The organism is Pseudonocardia ailaonensis (genome assembly GCF_039531635.1).
Lineage (GTDB): Bacteria > Actinomycetota > Actinomycetes > Mycobacteriales > Pseudonocardiaceae > Pseudonocardia > Pseudonocardia ailaonensis.
Genome location: NZ_BAAAQK010000003.1, coordinates 704744 through 720424 on the forward strand (window position 1 = coordinate 704744; position 15681 = coordinate 720424).

A 15681-nucleotide genomic window follows, 5' to 3' on the forward strand; every position below is an offset into this window, starting at 1 on the left:
GCCTACGGTCGAAAAAGATACCTGGACTCTTGGAGGCGGCGATGCCGGAGCGGTCCGCGTCACCCGTGGTGGACGCGCAGGTCCACATCTGGTTGCCCGAGGGACCGGACCGGCCGTGGCCACCCAACGGGCAGCAGTGGCGGGAGCGCACCCACCGGCCGTCACTCGACCTGGCGGACCTGCTCACCGAGATGGACGCGGCCGGGGTGGACCGCGCCGTGATCGTCCCGCCGCTGTTCGAGGGCCGCCGGGACGACTACGCGCTGGCCGCGGCGGCCGCGCACCCGGACCGCTTCCGCGTGGTGCCCCAGTTCGACATCGACGCGCCGGACCTCGGGGCCCGCCTCGACGCCGTCGTGGCCGATCCCCGTCTCGCGGGCATCCGGGTCGCCTTCATGCTGCTGGACGCCGGCCCGCTCGCCGACGCGGCCGACTCGCCGGTGTGGGCCGCTGCGCGCGAACGGGACCTGCCCGTCATGGTCTTCTGCCCGGGCCAGCTCCCGGAGCTCGGCGGGATCGCCCGCGCCCATCCCGGGCTGCGGATCGCGGTGGACCACCTCGCACTGAGCGGGACGGTCACGGACGGCGCGATCGCCGACGAGCTGGCTCCCCTCCTCGCCCTCTCGGCCGAGCCCGGTGTGTCGGTCAAGATGACGGCCCTGCCGGTGGCGAGCACCGAGCCCTATCCGCACCCCGCGCTGCACGCTCCGGCGCGCAGCGTGCTGGAGGCGTTCGGGCCGGAGCGGGTGTTCTGGGGATCCGATCTCTCCCGCCTGCGCGGCCCCTACTCGGACTGCCTGAGCCTGGTCCGGGACGAGCTCGGGCTCTCGCCGGGCGACGCGGACGCGGTCCTGGGCCGGAGCCTGCTGGAGTGGCTGCGCTGGCCGTGAGTGTCCAGGTGTCTCGGCGGGTCGCCGAGTAGGCTTCCGGTGTGACGGACAGCGCCGCTCCGGGGACCCGCCGGCCCGCCCCGACCGTCGGCCTGTCCCCGATCCCGGGCAAGGACCGCGCCGCCCGGGAGATCGTCGCGTCGCTGCGCGGGGACATCGCCGCGGGCCGGCTCCCCCGCGGCGCCCGGCTGCCCGGCGAGCGCGATCTCGCCCGGCACTTCGGGGTCAGCCAGCCGACCGTGCGCGAGGCCGTCCGGGCGCTGGACCTGATGGGGCTGGTCGACGTCCGGCACGGCAGCGGCGTCTACGTGACGGCGGACGTCGGCGCCTTCCTGGACACCTCGCTGCGCACCCTCATGCAGGTCGAACGGGTCGGGATCGTCGAGGTCCTCGATCTGCGGACCCTGTTGGGCGGCTACTCGGCCCGGCGGGCCGCCGAGCACGCGACCGAGGAGGAGATCGCACGGATGACCGCGCTCCTCGACCGGTCCGACGCGCCGCCGCACGGCGCCACGGTGCGCGAGATCGCGACCGCACCGGCGGCCTTCCAGATCGCCGTGTCCGCGGCGGCGCACGATCCGCTGCTGCTCGCGATCGAGAGCGTCCTGGTCAAGGTGACCGTCCAGCTCCAGCTGACCGCCTTCGACGGGCGTGGCCGCGACTTCTGGCTCGAGCGGGTGTCCGCCTTCCGGACCGACCGCCGGCGGCTGCTGGCCTTCGTCACCGCGCACGACGGCGAGGGCGCCACCACCGCCATGCAGCTCTACCTGCGGACCCAGTTCGCCCAGTTCACCGCGGACCCGGCGCTCGCCGCCCTCGGTGTCGCCGATCCGCTGGCCGTCGCGAGCCGCCTGGACGTCGACCTCCCGCCGCTCGGCGGGCCGCCCCGGCCGGCGGCCGGCTGAGCCTCCGACCTCGTGCAACAGCGACGTGTCGGATTGTGAACACCGCGCTACGTTCTTGCCGACCTCTTTGTTGACAACGGTGTCGACCATACTGTCGGCAGCCGACGGGGGCGCGCGTCCGGCGCTTCCCGAGACGACGAACCGAGGACTCATGTCACGTATCGCAGTGATCGGCTCGGGCCCGGCAGGATGTGTGCTCGCCTACGGCCTGCTCGCCGGCGGCCACGACGTCACGCTCTACTCGGACCGCACTCCGGACCAGTGGCTGAACGAGTCGAAGCCGACCGGCTCGGCCTACATCTACGACGAGGTCGTGGACATCGAGCGCAAGCTCGGGATGGACTTCTGGTCCCGCGATGCCTTCCAGGGCCACGGCTTCCTCTACGACGGGATCCCGACCCCGGGGGCGGCGCCGCTGTCGATCGCCGGCCGCAACGAGTACGGCCGCCCGGGCAGCGCCATCGACCAGCGCCTTCGGGTCAGCCGCTGGCTGGAGGACCTCGAGCCCCGCGGCGGCCGGCTGGTCATCGAGAGCGTGACCCCGGCCCGGCTCGACGCCATCGCCGCGGCCTCCGACCTGACCGTGCTCGCCGCGGGCAAGGCCGACCTGGCGTCGGCGATCGCGGTCGATCCGGCGCGGAGCTTCACCGAGCCGCAGCGCAACCTCGCGATGGTCATCGTGCGGAGCCGGACGGGCCACGTCCGGGACTGGTTCGCCGACCGCGTCCCCTACGCGCCGATCAAGTTCAACCGCATCGACGACACCGGCGAGTACTTCTGGGTCCCCTACCACCACAAGACCGCGGGCGCGACGATGTCGCTCCTGCTGGAGGCCCGGCCCGGCAGCCTGATGGACCGGTTCGGCACCGCCCGCAGCGCCGGGGACGTCCTGGACGCCGCCCGCGAGATCGTCAGGGCGACGATGCCCTACGAGGCACACATCGCCGACGACATGGAGCTGATCGAGGACGACCCGCACGGCTGGCTCGCCGGCCGGTTCACCCCGGTCGTGCGCGAGGCGTTCGGCCGGCTGCCCTCCGGCGGACTCGTGATCCCGGTGGGCGACACCGCGATCACGTTCGACCCGATCGCCGGGCAGGGCGGCAACTTCGCCAACCGGTCGGCGGACTTCCTCGCGTCGGTGATCAACGAGCACGGCGGCGAGCACTACGACGAGGAGTTCCTGACCCGGATCAGCACCGACCTGTGGACGCACTTCGGCCGCAACTCGTGGACCTTCAACAACCACTTCCTCGGCGTCGCCGACGACACCACCCGGCTCGTGATGCGGACGGCCGCGCAGAACCCCGACGCGGGTGACACCCTGTTCAACGGCTTCGTGCGCCCGGACCGGATGCTCCCGGCCCTGAAGGACCGGCGCGTGGCCGAGGAGTTCGCCCGGACCTACCCCGCGCGGGTCGCCGAGCCGGTGCCGGCATGACCCCGCACTCCCCCGACCCCGCCGAGGCGAGCGGCGGCCGCTTCCGGGACGGGATGGCGCGCCTCGGCGCCGCCGTCAACGTCGTCACCTCAGACGGGCCGGCCGGGCGGCTCGGCTTCACCGCGTCGGCCGTGTGCTCGGTGAGCGACCAGCCGCCGACGCTGCTGCTCTGCATGAACCGGCGGAGCACGCAGAACGGGCCGCTGCGCGAGAACGGCGTGTTCTGCGTCAACAGCCTGGCCGCGGACCAGCGCCCGCTCTCCGAGGTGTTCGCCGGTCTGGCCGGGCTCGCGATGCCGGAGCGGTTCGCCGCCGCCTCCTGGGCCGCGCTGGCGACCGGGTCCCCCGTGCTCGACGGCGCCTCGGCGTCCTTCGACTGCGAGGTGCTCTCGGTGACGGAGGTGGCGACACATTCGGTGATCGTCGGCAAGGTGCTCGCGGTACAGGTCGGGGACACCCCGTCCGGGCTGGTCTACTTCGGCCGCGAGTACCACGCCATGAGCGTGGCCTGAACGAGATGCGCGGAGCCGCAACGGATCCGCGGGCACGAGGACGAGGACGGACCCTGTGAAGAACGCGCAGCCGCCGGACGCCACCCGGCGCGGCACCGGTGAGCGGACGAACGAGGAGATCTACGAGAAGATCTTCACGTCGATCTTCGAGCACCGGCTCCCGCCGGGCACCAAGCTCGCCGAGGAGCGCCTCGGGGCGGTGTTCAAGGTGAGCCGGGCCCGGATCCGCGAGGTGCTCAGCCGCCTGAGCCACGAGCAGATCGTCGAGATCGTGCCGCACCGCGGCGCGCACGTCGCGAAGCCGACCCTCGAGCAGGCCAGGCAGGTGTTCGAGGCCCGCCGGGTGATCGAGCCCAGCGTGGTCGCGGCGCTGGCCACCGCCCGCGACCAGAACCGGGTGGACCTGCTGCGCAAGCACGTCCTGCTCGAGACCGACGCCCGGGCGGCCAACGACGACCGCGCGGTGATCCGGCTCTCCGGCGAGTTCCACATCGTGGCGTCCGAGCTCGCGGGCAACGCCTTCCTCGCCCGGCCGATGCGCGAGCTGGCCACACTGACCTGCCTGACCATCCTGCTCTACGGCGGCGCCACCCCCGACAGCTGCCGGCTCGGCGAGCACGACGCGATCGTCGGGCAAATCGCCGACGGGAACGCCGACGGCGCTCGCCGGGCCGTCATCGACCACCTCGACGCCATCGAGGCCGGCATCGATCCGCACCGGGAGACCCCCGAGGTGGACCTGGAGACGATCCTGGGCTGAGCCACCGAGCCCACCGGGCCCAGCTGTGCCCCACCCGATCCACGAGAGGACCTGCCCGACATGAACCCCGACGGCCCCGCCCCGGCGGATCTCGTCATCACCGGTGGCACGGTGGTCAACGCCTCGCACCGGCAGCCCGCGACCGTCGTCGTCTCCGGCGGTTCGGTGCGCGCGCTGCTGGCGCCCGACGCCCCCGTCCCGCCGGCCGCGCGGCACATCGACGCCACGGGCAGGTACCTGCTCCCCGGCGGGGTGGACCCGCACTGCCACATCGGGGAGATCGTCGGCGACCACGCCGGCCAGGACGACTACGAGAGCGCCACCATCGCGGCCCTGCACGGCGGCACGACGACGGTGGTCAACTTCGCCATCCCCGAGTCGGCCACCGAGAGCCCGGTCGACTGCGCCCGGCGCCGGCTCGGCGAGGGATCGATCGCGCGGACCGACCACGCCCTGCACGGCGGCCTCGTCCGCTGGGAGCCCGAGCTCGCCGGGCAGATCACCGAGCTGGCGACGCTCGGGATCCGGACGATCAAGATGTTCACGACCTACCGCGGCGAGCGGATGATCGAACCCGAGACCGTGCTGGCGGTCCTGCGCGCGCTGCACCGGCTCGGCGGCATGGGCTACGTCCACGCCGAGGCCGACCATGTCATCTCCGACGCCCTCGCCCTGGCCGTCGACGACGGCCGGATCTCCGCCGGGCACCTGCCCGCCACCCGCCCGGAGCTCGCCGAGAACGCCGCGGTGGCCCAGGTCCTCGCCACCGCGCAGCACCTGCGCGCCCCGGTCTACTTCGTGCACCAGTCGACCCCCGAGGCCGTGGCCCAGGTGCGGGCGGCCCGGCGCCAGGGGCTGCGGGCCTACACCGAGACCTGCCCCCACTACCTGCTGCTCGACGAGTCCGTCTACGACAAGCCCGGCGCCGAGGGGTTCGTGTGCTGTCCCCCGCTGCGCAACGAGCGGGCCCGCGCGGGCCTGGTCACGGCCGCCCTGGTCGGGGACGTCGACACGATCGGCTCCGACCACTGCTGCTTCACCCTGGGGCAGAAGACCGCGACCAAGCACGACGTGCGGCACATGCCCAACGGCCTGCCCGGCGTCGAGACCCGGATCCCGGCCGCGTACACCGCGCTCGTGGAGCAGGCCGGTGTCTCGCTGGAGCGCTTCGTCGCGCTGACCTCGACCAACGCGGCGCGGCTGAACGGCCTGCACGGCAAGGGCTGGATCGGCCCCGGCGCCGATGCCGACCTCTACACGGTGGATCCCGCGGCCTGCCGCACCACCGAGGCCGCGGACCTGCACATGGCCACGGACTACACCCCCTACCAGGGGCTCACCCTCTACGGATGGCCGGAGCACGTCGTCTCGGGCGGCCGGGTCGTCCTCGACGAGGCGGGCTTCCACGATCCCGGCCCGGTCGGCCGGTTCCTCGAGACCCACCCCCTCGACGACGCCCTGCTCACCTGATGTGCTCCTCGTCCGGAAGGGAGGTCCGCCGATGAGCAGCGGAACCGGCAAGGTCCTGGTCACCGGCGCGTCCGGCCTGATCGGCAGCGGAGTCGCCGCCCGGCTGCGCGCGGACGGGGTGCCGGTGGTCGCGATCGACATCGTGCCCGGCGAGGGCGTCGTCGCCTGCGACGTGACGGACGTGGCGGCGGTCGGCGGGATCGTCGAGCGCGAGTCCGTCGGCTCGGTGATCCACTGCGGCGCGTTCTCCGGTCCGATGGTGGCGGTCGACCGCCCGCGCGCCGTCGTCGACGTCAACATCGGCGGCACGGCCACGCTGCTGGAAGCCGCCCGGACCCACGGGCTGGGCCGGGTCGTGTACTGCTCGTCGCTGTCGGTCTACGGCCCGACCGACCCGGTCCCCGTCACCGAGGAGACCCGGACCCACCCGACGAGCGTGTACGCCGCCAGCAAGGCCGCGGGCGAGTCCCTCGTGCTCGCCTACGCCGCCCAGCACGGGGTCGACGGCGTCGCCCTGCGCATCGCGGCGGTCTACGGGCCCGGCCGACGCACGTCCTGCTTCATCCGGGACCTGCTCGACAGTGCCCGCGCGGGGGTCCCCACCGTCGTCCCGTACGCGGGCGACGTCCCGGCCCAGTACGTGTACGTCGACGACGCCGTGGAGGCCGTCGTCCTGGCCTGGGCCGCACCCGCCGTCACCCGGCGGGTCATGAACGTGACCGGGCCCCGGGCCACCACGGCGGCCGAGGTCGCCGAGGCCGCGGCCGCCGTCGTCCCCGGGACCGAGGTCCGCTTCGATCCGGACCCCGGTGCGGAGGAGCCCGAACGGCAGGGCCCGCTCGTCGGGGACCTGGCGGCGGCCGAGATCGGCTACCGGCCCCGATGGTCGCTCGCCGAGGGGATCGCCGCCTACGAAAGGTACCTCCGCCGCGCCGAGGACACGCCGGTGCACTAGGGGCACCGGCCGTGCCCGCCCGTCCACCCCACCACCCGGCAGCGCCGCCGGCCGACCGGCACGAACACCCGTTCCCCCTGCCACGGCCCGACGCCGCCCCTGCGGGCACGACACCGCGGCACCCCTATCCCGAGGAGCTCTGTCCACTATGTCCAGACGACACGTCCGGGCCCTGGTCACGGCCGCGGCACTGCTGTTCGCGGTGACCGCCTGCAGCGTCGCCGCCCCGCAGCAGGACCAGTCGACGGCACCGGCCCTGCCGCGCGGGTTGAACCCCGAACCCGGGACCGACATCCCCCGCAAGGAGCTCAAGGTCGGGTTCACCCCGTACGGCGACGAGCTCATCGGCGTGATCGGCGCCCGCCAGGGCTGGTTCGAGAACGCCGGGATCACCTTCACCCAGCCCGACGGCCTGCAGACCGACCTCGCCAAGTCGCTGACCCCCGTGCTGGAGGGCCAGGTCCAGGTCGGGTCCAGCTACATGCCGGCGATCGTTCCCCAGCTCGACACGGTCAGCAACGTCCGCGCCTTCATGGTGTCGAACGTCTTCATGGGCAACCGGATCCTGGCGCCCAAGGGCCGCTACCAGACCGTCGACGCCCTGATGGCCCAGGGCCAGACGTTCCAGCAGGCCGCGAGCACCGTCATGGCACAGCTCAAGGGCAAGACCCTGCTACTGCCGGACGGCACCGCCCCCACCTTCTACACCCTGTCCCTGAAGCAGGCGGGGCTGACGCTCGACGACGTCAAGGCCGTCCGGCTCTCCGAGCCCGACATCATCCGCTCGGCCCAGGCCGGTCAGGACGTGTTCGCCGCACCCGAGGGTGCCGTCGGGCAGACCCAGCTGCAGGAAGCGGGCTGGGAACCGCTGATCACCGTCGGTCAGATCATCAAGGCGCTCCCGCCGGACCAGACCCTGGAGCTGCGCAACGCCCACTCGGTCTACGTCACGACCACCCAGTTCGCCGAGGCGAACTACAACACCCTGCTGCGGTTCTCCGGGGTCCTGTACCGGATCATCGACCAGCTCGAGAAGGACCCGCAGAAGGCGGCGGCGCAGTACACCGACTACGTCAACAGCTACACCGGCAGCAACCTGACGGTGGCGCAGACGGCGAGCATGTTCTCCAACGGCCTGTACTCCCTGCGGGGCTTCGACCAGGCCGGTCAGTTCCTCACGGACACGAACGACCCGTCCAACCTGGACCGCACCGTGGCCGCCCGGATCGCCAACCTCAAGGCCGGCGGCGCGCTCGTCCGCGACCACAGCCCGTCCGAGGTCAGCATCGCGACCCAGGTGTACGAGGACCTGCGCGCCTACCGGACCGCCACCGACGGCCTGCTCGCGCAGCTGCCCGACGGCACGCAGAAGGCGCGTGCCCAGGAGCTGTACGCGCAGTTCGACTACCTCGACGCCTACCGTGTCGCCCTCGCCGCCAAGGCGGCCTCGTGACCGCAGCCGTCCCGGCACGCGCCCGGTGGTCCGCCTGGTTCTGGCGGGCCGTCGGCGTGGCCGTCCTGCTCACGGTGTGGCAGCTGATCGCGCTGGCCGTCTACAACCTGGCCGTCCTGCCCGCGCCGATCGACGTCGTGGAGAACCTCGTCCGGAACTTCGGCGGCAGCGCCGGCCTGGCCTACCTGGGCCTGTCCGAGACGAGCTACCTGGGGAACCTGCGCTACACCGCGGGCATCGTGCTGACGGCCTGGCTGGTCGGGAGCGCGCTCGGGCTCTCCGGGGTCGTCGCCGCACGGCTGCAGTGGGTCCGGGACCTGACGGATCCGGTGCTCTACGTGTTCGGGGTGGTGCCGGTCGTCGTCGCCGCACCGTTCGCGCTGATCTGGTTCGGCTTCGGGCCGGTCGGCCAGTGGATCCTGGTGGCGTTCTTCAGCTACGTGACGGTGGCCGTCGCCTCCCTCGCGGCGGCCCTGCGGCTGGCACCGCGCTACGAGGAGTACGCGGCGACGCTGGGCGTGGCCATGGCGGCCCGGCTGCGGACCGTCGTCCTCCCCGCCGTCGCACCGGCGACCTCGTCCGCGGTGCGGGTCGCGCTCGGCGCGGCGTGGAGCCTGCAGGTCGTCGCCGAGCTGTTCGGCTCGGAGACCGGTGTCGGACGGGTCATCGCCGTCCGCGCCAAGACCGGCGACGTCCCGTCGGTCATGGCGGTGATCATCGTGCTCGGCCTGGTCGCACTGGTGTGCGACCTGGCCGTGGCCAGACTCGCGAAACGGAGCGGAGCATGGCAGTGAAGTCCATGGCAGTGAAGTCCGCAGGAGCGGTCGACCTCGCCGCGGCACCACGGGCGGAGGCGACCGGTCACACCGCGGCCCCCGCGTTCCGCCTCCGGGACCTGGTGCTGGAGTACCGCGAGGGCACGCAGGTCGTGCGCCCGATCGACGGGGTGGACCTGGAGGTGCCGCAGGGCGAGTTCACCTGCATCCTCGGGCCCTCGGGCCACGGCAAGTCCACCCTCCTGCGCTGCCTGGCGGGGTTGATCGCGCCGGCCGGCGGCACCGTCGAGGCCGCGGGCGAGCAGGTGAGCGGCCCCGGCGCGGACCGCGGGATGGTCTTCCAGCAGGACGCCATCCCGATGTGGCTGCGCGTCGAGGACAACGTCGCGTTCGGGCCGAGGATGCGGGGGGTGCCGCCGCGGGAGTACCGCGAGCGGGTCGACCGGCTGATCACCGAGGTCGGCCTGGACGACCGGCGCCGGGCCTGGCCGCGCCAGCTCTCGGGCGGCATGCGCAAGCGGGTGGCGATCGCCGCGGTGTTCGCCAACGACCCGGACGTGCTGCTCATGGACGAGCCGTTCAGCGCGCTCGACTTCTTCACCCGCAGCCGCCTGCAGAACCTGCTGCTGCAGCTGTGGGCCGAGACGGGCAAGACCATCTGCTTCGTCACCCACGACATCGACGAGGCCCTCGTGCTGGCGGACCGCATCGTCGTGGTGAAGGACGGCGGCATCGCGATGGACGTCCCGGTGGCGTTCCCGCGCCCGCGGGGCGAGGAGCTCCGGGCCCTGCCCGAGGCGCAGGACCTGCGGCGGGAGCTGCTCGACATCCTCGGGGAGGGCTGAGCGATGGCTGCTCCCGTCCTGGACCGGCGAGCACGGCGGCCGGATCGCGCGGCGCCCGGCTCCTTCGGGACGCGGTCGCGGACCCTGTTCCGGCCCCGGCGGGTGGCCGTCGGGGTGGTGGTGCTGGCCCTGCTCTGGGAGGCGGTGTCGCTGCTGGTCACCCGGGGTGTGGAGCATCCGGAGTTCGTCATGCCGGACCTGGTGCACGTGGCCCGCTACGGCCTGCCCGGCCTCGCGGACTACTACACCGGCTGGCTCGGCGGCACCCCGCCGTCCGCGGGCGGCGAGCGGACCTGGCCGATGGGGCTGGCCGCGCTCGTCGAGCACGGGGCGATCTCGGTCGGCCGCATCCTCGTGGGCTTCGTCCTCGGCCTCGCCGCCGGCGTCCTGCTCGGGTTGCTCATGTCCGCGTCGCGGGCCGTCCGCAACGCGGGCTTCGGGATCGCCACCCTGCTGCGCACGCTCCCGGTGCTCGCGCTCGGCCCGCTGTTCACCCTGTGGTTCGGCGCCACCTCGGCGATGTCGGTGTCCTTCGTGGCCTTCGCGGTGGGCCTGGTGATGCTGGTCGCCACGATGACGGCGGTCGCCAACCTCGATCTCGACGTCGTCCGCTACTCGCGGAGCCTCGGCCTGGGCGCGTTCGCGGTCCAGCGCCGCGTGGTGCTGCCCGCGATCCTGCCCGAGCTCGGCGGCGCCGCACTCGTCGCCGTCCCGCTGGCGTGGAGCGTGCTGCTGGCGTCGGAGATCTACGGGATCCAGGAGGGCCTCGGCTGGATGATGGGCAAGGCCGTGCAGTTCACCCTGGTCGACCGGATCACCGTGATCGCCGTGGTCTTCGTGCTGCTGACCTTCGTCATGCTCCGTGCGGTGCAGGCGATCTCGGCCCGGATCACCCGCTGGGCGGAGTGACGGGCCGAGCCGACGCTCACGACGACCCGCGCACGACCAGCCGGAGTGCCGGCCCCGGCGGTGAGCCGGCGGGTGCCGGCTTCCCGGCCTCGGCCAGGATCAGGGTGGCCAGCGCGGTGGCGGGCACCGTGGCGTGGATGGCCACCGACGTCAGGGCGGGGCGGGCCAGGGCTGCGACCGGCAGGTCGTCGACCCCGACGACGGCGAGCCGGCCCGGCACGTCGAGCCCGAGCGCGCGGGCGCCCGACAGCAGGGCGAGGGCCACGATGTCGTTGAACGCCGCCACCGCGGTGACCCCGGCCGCGGTCCAGCGGCCCACGGCCTCGAGCCCGCTCTCGGGGGTGTAGTCGACCGGCACCACCACCGGCGCGGGCAGCCCGAGAGCGCGGCACGCCTCCTCGGCGCCGCACAGGCGCTGGCCGGCGATGGCGTCCTCCCGCGGGTCGACGACGGCGCCGTACCCGAGGCGGGTGTGCCCGCGCGCGGCGAGGTGTCGCACCTGCAGGTCGCCGACCTGCGCCTGGTCGAGGCCGTGCGCCGCCACGCCGTTGGGCCCCAGGACGTCGTCGACCAGGGCCACGCCGGTGCGCCGGATCTGCTCGGCGTCCGCGTCGTCGAGCCGGCCGAAGGACAGGACCACCGCGGGATGGACGTGCGGCCACAGCTCGGCCAGCCGCATCCCGCCCTCGGTGTGCAGGAACACGCAGGTCAGTCCGGACTCCCCCAGCACCTGGCTCAGCGTGCGCCGGAACTCCTCCATCGCCTGCGAGACCGGGATGTCCGGGATCAGGCAGAGCACCACGTTGCTCCGGCCCCGGCGGAGGCTGCGGGCGGCACCCGAGGGGACGTACCCCAGCCGGTGCACCGCCTCGAGCACGGCCCGGCGGGTGCCCTCGGAGATCGACTGGTCGGCGCGCTCGTTGAGCACGAAGCTCACCGTGGCCTGCGAGACCCCCGCCGCCCGCGCGACGTCTCGCGCAGTCACCCGTGCCAACGACCTGCCCACCTCTCTTGCGCCCTCGCGGGACCCGGTCTACCGTACCGCATCACTAATACGAATTAGTACCGCCGACCAGCGCCGGAGCAGCCATGATCGACAGCGAAGTCGAGACCACCACCAGACCGACGGACGCCGACCGGGTCGGCCTCGGCCGGCTGCTGACCTTCTTCGTGACGGCCCTGTCCGCGATGTTCGCGCTGTTCCAGGGCATCCAGCAGATCCTGCTGCCGGCCCAGGTCGCCGCGATCGACCCGGCCGGCAAGGTGGGCAGCCTCGCGGTGCTCACCACGCTCGCCGCGGTCGCGTCGATGCTGGCGCTGCCGATCGGCGGGGCGGTCTCGGACCGCACGCGGTCCCGGTTCGGGCGCCGCGCGCCCTGGATCGCCGTGACCGCGGTGCTCTCCGCCGTCCTGGCCGTCCTGATGGGCCTGACCAGCACACTTCCGCTGCTCGCCGTCGTGTACGCGCTGCTGTGGTTCGTCGCGAACTTCTACCAGGGCGCGGCCGCGGCGATCCTGCCCGACCGGGTTCCCGTGCGGCGGCGCGGCCTGGCCTCGGCCCTGATCGGCCTCGCCACGCCGATCGGGGTGCTGGTCGGGGTCAACATCGCGAGCCGGGTCAGCCAGGTCTGGGGATACTCCGTGGTCGCGGTGATGGTGCTGGTCGGCACCGGGCTGCTGCTGGGCGGCGCCCGCGAGCCGTCCTCGGTGGGGATGCCGCGGCCCGAACGGGCCACCCGCTCCCCCGGCGCCTTCCTCGCGGCGTTCCGCAGCCGCGACTTCTCGCTGGCCTTCGTCAGCCGGTTCGGCTTCTTCCTCGCCTACTTCACCGTGAGCGGCTACCTCTACTACACACTGCAGGACTACATCGGCGTCGAGAACCTCCCGGGCGGCGACGTCGCGGTGGCCGTCAGCACCCTGACGACGATCACGGTCCTGGCCTGGGTCCTGGTCGCCACGGGCCTGGGGTGGCTGGCCGACAAGCTCGACCGGCGCAAGCTGTTCTGCGGCATCAGCTCGGTCGGGCTGTGCCTGAGCCTGTTGATCCCGGTCCTGAGCCCCACCTGGACGGGCATGCTGGTCTACGCCGTGCTGTCCGGGGCGTTCATCGGCACCTACTTCGCCGTCGACCTCGCGGTGATGTCGCTGGTCCTGCCGGACAAGCAGAACGAGGGTCGCGACTTCGGGATCCTCGCCGTGGCCACCGGGCTGCCGCAGATCCTGTCCGCCGCGCTGGCCGGCGCCCTGATCACCTGGCTCGGCGGGTACGTGGCGCTGTACGTGTTCGGGGCGGTGTGCGCCATCGTCGCCGGTGCGGTGATCATGGGTGTGCGAGGGGTCCGCTGATGCCGATCGCGACCACCCCGTCGGGCGTTCGGATCTGCTGGGACGCGATCGGGGACGCCGGCGCGGAGCCGATGCTGCTGATCCAGGGCCTGGGGGCACACCTGCTGGGCTGGCGGGCGGAGCTGTGCCGGGAGATCGCCGACGCCGGGTTCCGGGTGGTCCGTTTCGACAACCGGGACGTCGGGCTGTCGCAGAAGTTCCCCGCCGGCGGGTACGGCGTGGCCGACATGGCCGGGGACGCCCACGGCCTGCTCGCCGCCCTGGAGCTCGCGCCGGCGCACGTCGTGGGCCAGTCGATGGGTGGGCTGATCGCGCAGCAGCTCGTGCTCGACCATCCGGAGGACGTGCGCTCGCTCGGCCTGGTCTACACGGCGCCCGGCTCGGCGTACTTCACCGGCCGAGACCTGGTCGACGAGCGGATGGCGGCGCCCCGCGCCCGCGACCGGGCCGAGGCGGTGGAGCTGTACCTGCGCAACGAGCAGCCGTGCCTGTCCCCCGGCTACCCGGCCGACCTGGACTGGCTGCGCGAGCTGGGCGGACTCATGGACGACCGCGGCCATGACCCGGACGGCGTCGAACGCCAGATGGCGGCGGTGCTGACCTCCGGGGACCGGACCGACGCCCTGCGCGGGGTCACGGTGCCCACGACCATCCTGCACGGCGACGGGGACCGGCTGATCAGCGCCGTCGCGTCGAAGGCGCTGCACGAGGCCGTCCCCGGCTCACGGCTGACGATCCTCCCGGGGATGGGCCACGAGTTGCCCCGCCCGCTCTGGCCCGAGATCGTGGCCGAGCTGACCGCGAACGCACGACGGGAGCACCCATGACCCGCGTCCGCACGGAGTACGGCACCGTCGAGGGCCTGCTCGACGACGGCGTCCACCTCTTCCGCGCGCTTCCCTACGCCGCGCCGCCGTTCGGCCGCAACAGGTTCCGGGCGCCGCAACCGCCCGAACCGTGGGACGGCGTGCGGGACGCCACCCGGCCCGGGGTCGCCCCGCCGCAGCCGTCCGACCCGAACCCGATGACCGCGCTGTACGCGGCGCCGGAGACCGGCGAGGACTGCCTCACCCTCGAGGTGACCACGCCGGACCCCGGCGCCCGCGGGCTCCCGGTCCTCGTGCACTTCCACGGCGGCGGCTTCGTGTTCGGCGCCGGCTCGCTCCCGGGCTACCGCGGGCACTCGTTCGCGCGTTCCGGGGTGGTGCACGTCGGCGTCAACTACCGGCTGGGCATCGACGGTTTCCTCCACGTCGACGGCGCGGCCGACAACCGAGGGCTGCGCGACCAGACCGCGGCGCTGGAGTGGGTGCAGCGCAACATCTCCGCGTTCGGCGGGGACCCCAGCAACGTCACGGTCTTCGGGCAGTCCGGCGGGGCGGTGGCGACGTTCGACCAGCTCGCGATGCCGGCCTCGCGCGGCCTGTTCGCGCGGGCGATCGCGCAGAGCGGGCATCCCGCGGCCACGGTCGACGCGGACGAGGCCCGGAAGGTCACCCGGCAGGTCGCGCGGATGCTGCGGGTGGCGCCCACGGTGGAGGGGCTGTCCGGGGTGTCGCTCCCGCGCACGGCGGAGGCGACGCGCAAGGCCCTCGAACGCTTCGCCCTCGGCCTGCTCGTCGGGCGCCGCGCACCCCTGCTGATCAGCCCGTTCCGTGGCGTGCACGACACCGAGACACTGCCGTCGGTCCCCGGGACCGCCGACGTGCCCGTCCTGGCCGGCACCACGCGCAACGAGATGATCGGGCTCACCGCCGCGATCGCGGACGTGGCGGGGCCGCTGGCCCCGATGCTGCGCCGCGGGATCGGGCGGGCCGTGCGCGTCGACGGCGCCCTGCGCGCGGTCTACCGGGGCACGCGCGGCATCACGGACCACGCCTCGCTGGTCGAGGCCGCCTGGACGGACTGGGGCTTCCGCATCCCGACGCTGCGCTTCGCGGAGTCTCGCCCGGCACCGACGTGGATCTACGAGTTCCGCTGGCAGCCGGACACACTGCCGCCGCTGCGGCACGCGGCACACGGCCTCGAGCTGCCCTTCGTCCGGGACGACCTCGACCTCCTGACGACGGGCGGTGCCGCGGCCCGGGAGCTGTTCGGCCCGGAACCCCCGAAGGAGCTGGCCGGGGAGATGCACTCCACCTGGGTGAGGTTCGCGAGCACCGGAGACCCGGGCTGGGCCCGCTACGAGCCCTCGGCGCGCACCACCATGGTGTTCGACGCGGTGTCCGCCGCCGTGTCCGACGCCGCCGGCCCCGAACGCACCGCCTGGGACGGGCGCCCGGTCCACGGGTTGTGAGCGCAGTAGAGGCGATGGTGGAGGCAACGGCGGCGGCGGGGGTCAGCCGTTGCCGCCGTTCGGCTCCGTTCGCTCTCCGCCATCCACCTCGCGACGGCGCTCCTGGTGCGCGACGATCTCGGG

The 15681-nt window shown here is 73.4% G+C and carries 15 protein-coding genes; 14 read left to right on the forward strand and 1 reads right to left on the reverse strand.

The window, feature by feature from the left end:
- Positions 1-41 precede the first annotated feature (41 nt).
- The 11 genes from ABD324_RS06020 (at position 42) to ABD324_RS06070 (ending at position 10916) form a co-directional block, all read left to right on the forward strand.
- The gene (locus ABD324_RS06020) at positions 42-890 is read left to right on the forward strand and encodes an amidohydrolase family protein (protein ID WP_344413198.1); all 849 of its coding nucleotides are present in this window, start codon (positions 42-44) and stop codon (positions 888-890) included.
- A gap of 41 nt (positions 891-931) precedes the next feature.
- Positions 932-1795 carry a FadR/GntR family transcriptional regulator gene (locus tag ABD324_RS06025; RefSeq protein ID WP_344413200.1) on the forward strand — a complete coding sequence of 288 codons (864 nt, stop codon included), beginning with the start codon at positions 932-934 and terminating at the stop codon, positions 1793-1795.
- Between the two features lie 151 nt (positions 1796-1946).
- Positions 1947-3236, forward strand: coding sequence for a styrene monooxygenase/indole monooxygenase family protein (locus ABD324_RS06030; protein WP_344413202.1), 1290 nt, complete (start codon positions 1947-1949; stop codon positions 3234-3236).
- Entirely contained in the window at positions 3233-3748 is a 516-nt protein-coding gene (locus ABD324_RS06035) for a flavin reductase (protein WP_344413204.1), read from the forward strand. Before ABD324_RS06030 ends, ABD324_RS06035 begins: the two co-directional genes overlap by 4 nt.
- 55 nt (positions 3749-3803) lie before the next feature.
- Positions 3804-4508: a GntR family transcriptional regulator gene (locus ABD324_RS06040; protein WP_344413205.1), complete on the forward strand. Its 705-nt coding sequence runs from the start codon at positions 3804-3806 to the stop codon at positions 4506-4508.
- A 60-nt stretch (positions 4509-4568) separates the two neighbouring features.
- Positions 4569-5978: an amidohydrolase family protein gene (locus ABD324_RS06045; RefSeq protein ID WP_344413206.1), complete on the forward strand. Its 1410-nt coding sequence runs from the start codon at positions 4569-4571 to the stop codon at positions 5976-5978.
- Between the two features lie 31 nt (positions 5979-6009).
- Complete coding sequence (locus ABD324_RS06050; RefSeq protein ID WP_344413208.1) at positions 6010-6933, forward strand: NAD-dependent epimerase/dehydratase family protein; 924 nt, start codon at positions 6010-6012, stop codon at positions 6931-6933.
- Between the two features lie 148 nt (positions 6934-7081).
- Entirely contained in the window at positions 7082-8386 is a 1305-nt protein-coding gene (locus ABD324_RS06055) for an ABC transporter substrate-binding protein (RefSeq protein ID WP_344413210.1), read from the forward strand.
- Positions 8383-9180, forward strand: coding sequence for an ABC transporter permease (locus tag ABD324_RS06060; RefSeq protein WP_344413212.1), 798 nt, complete (start codon positions 8383-8385; stop codon positions 9178-9180). The genes ABD324_RS06055 and ABD324_RS06060 overlap by 4 nt, the downstream gene beginning before the upstream one ends.
- Positions 9171-10007 (forward strand): ABC transporter ATP-binding protein, encoded by an 837-nt coding sequence (locus tag ABD324_RS06065; RefSeq protein WP_344413214.1) that lies wholly within the window; start codon positions 9171-9173, stop codon positions 10005-10007. Before ABD324_RS06060 ends, ABD324_RS06065 begins: the two co-directional genes overlap by 10 nt.
- Before the next feature lie 3 nt (positions 10008-10010).
- A complete protein-coding gene (locus ABD324_RS06070; RefSeq protein ID WP_344413216.1) occupies positions 10011-10916 on the forward strand; it encodes an ABC transporter permease in 906 nt (301 codons plus the stop codon).
- Positions 10917-10932: 16 nt separating this feature from the next.
- Here ABD324_RS06070 and ABD324_RS06075 read toward each other — a convergent pair whose 3' ends face one another.
- Positions 10933-11901: a LacI family DNA-binding transcriptional regulator gene (locus tag ABD324_RS06075; RefSeq protein ID WP_344413218.1), complete on the reverse strand. Its 969-nt coding sequence runs from the start codon at positions 11899-11901 to the stop codon at positions 10933-10935.
- Between the two features lie 104 nt (positions 11902-12005).
- On the opposite strand from ABD324_RS06075, the gene ABD324_RS06080 reads away from it, so the two are divergent.
- Genes ABD324_RS06080 through ABD324_RS06090 form a run of 3 tightly spaced genes read left to right on the forward strand, consistent with a single transcriptional unit; the run spans position 12006 to position 15558 of the window.
- A complete protein-coding gene (locus ABD324_RS06080; RefSeq protein WP_344413220.1) occupies positions 12006-13262 on the forward strand; it encodes an MFS transporter in 1257 nt (418 codons plus the stop codon).
- Positions 13262-14089 (forward strand): alpha/beta fold hydrolase, encoded by an 828-nt coding sequence (locus tag ABD324_RS06085; protein WP_344413222.1) that lies wholly within the window; start codon positions 13262-13264, stop codon positions 14087-14089. The genes ABD324_RS06080 and ABD324_RS06085 overlap by 1 nt, the downstream gene beginning before the upstream one ends.
- On the forward strand, positions 14086-15558 hold the full coding sequence (locus ABD324_RS06090; RefSeq protein ID WP_344413224.1) for a carboxylesterase/lipase family protein: 1473 nt from the start codon (positions 14086-14088) through the stop codon (positions 15556-15558). The genes ABD324_RS06085 and ABD324_RS06090 overlap by 4 nt, the downstream gene beginning before the upstream one ends.
- Positions 15559-15681: the final 123 nt, after the last annotated feature.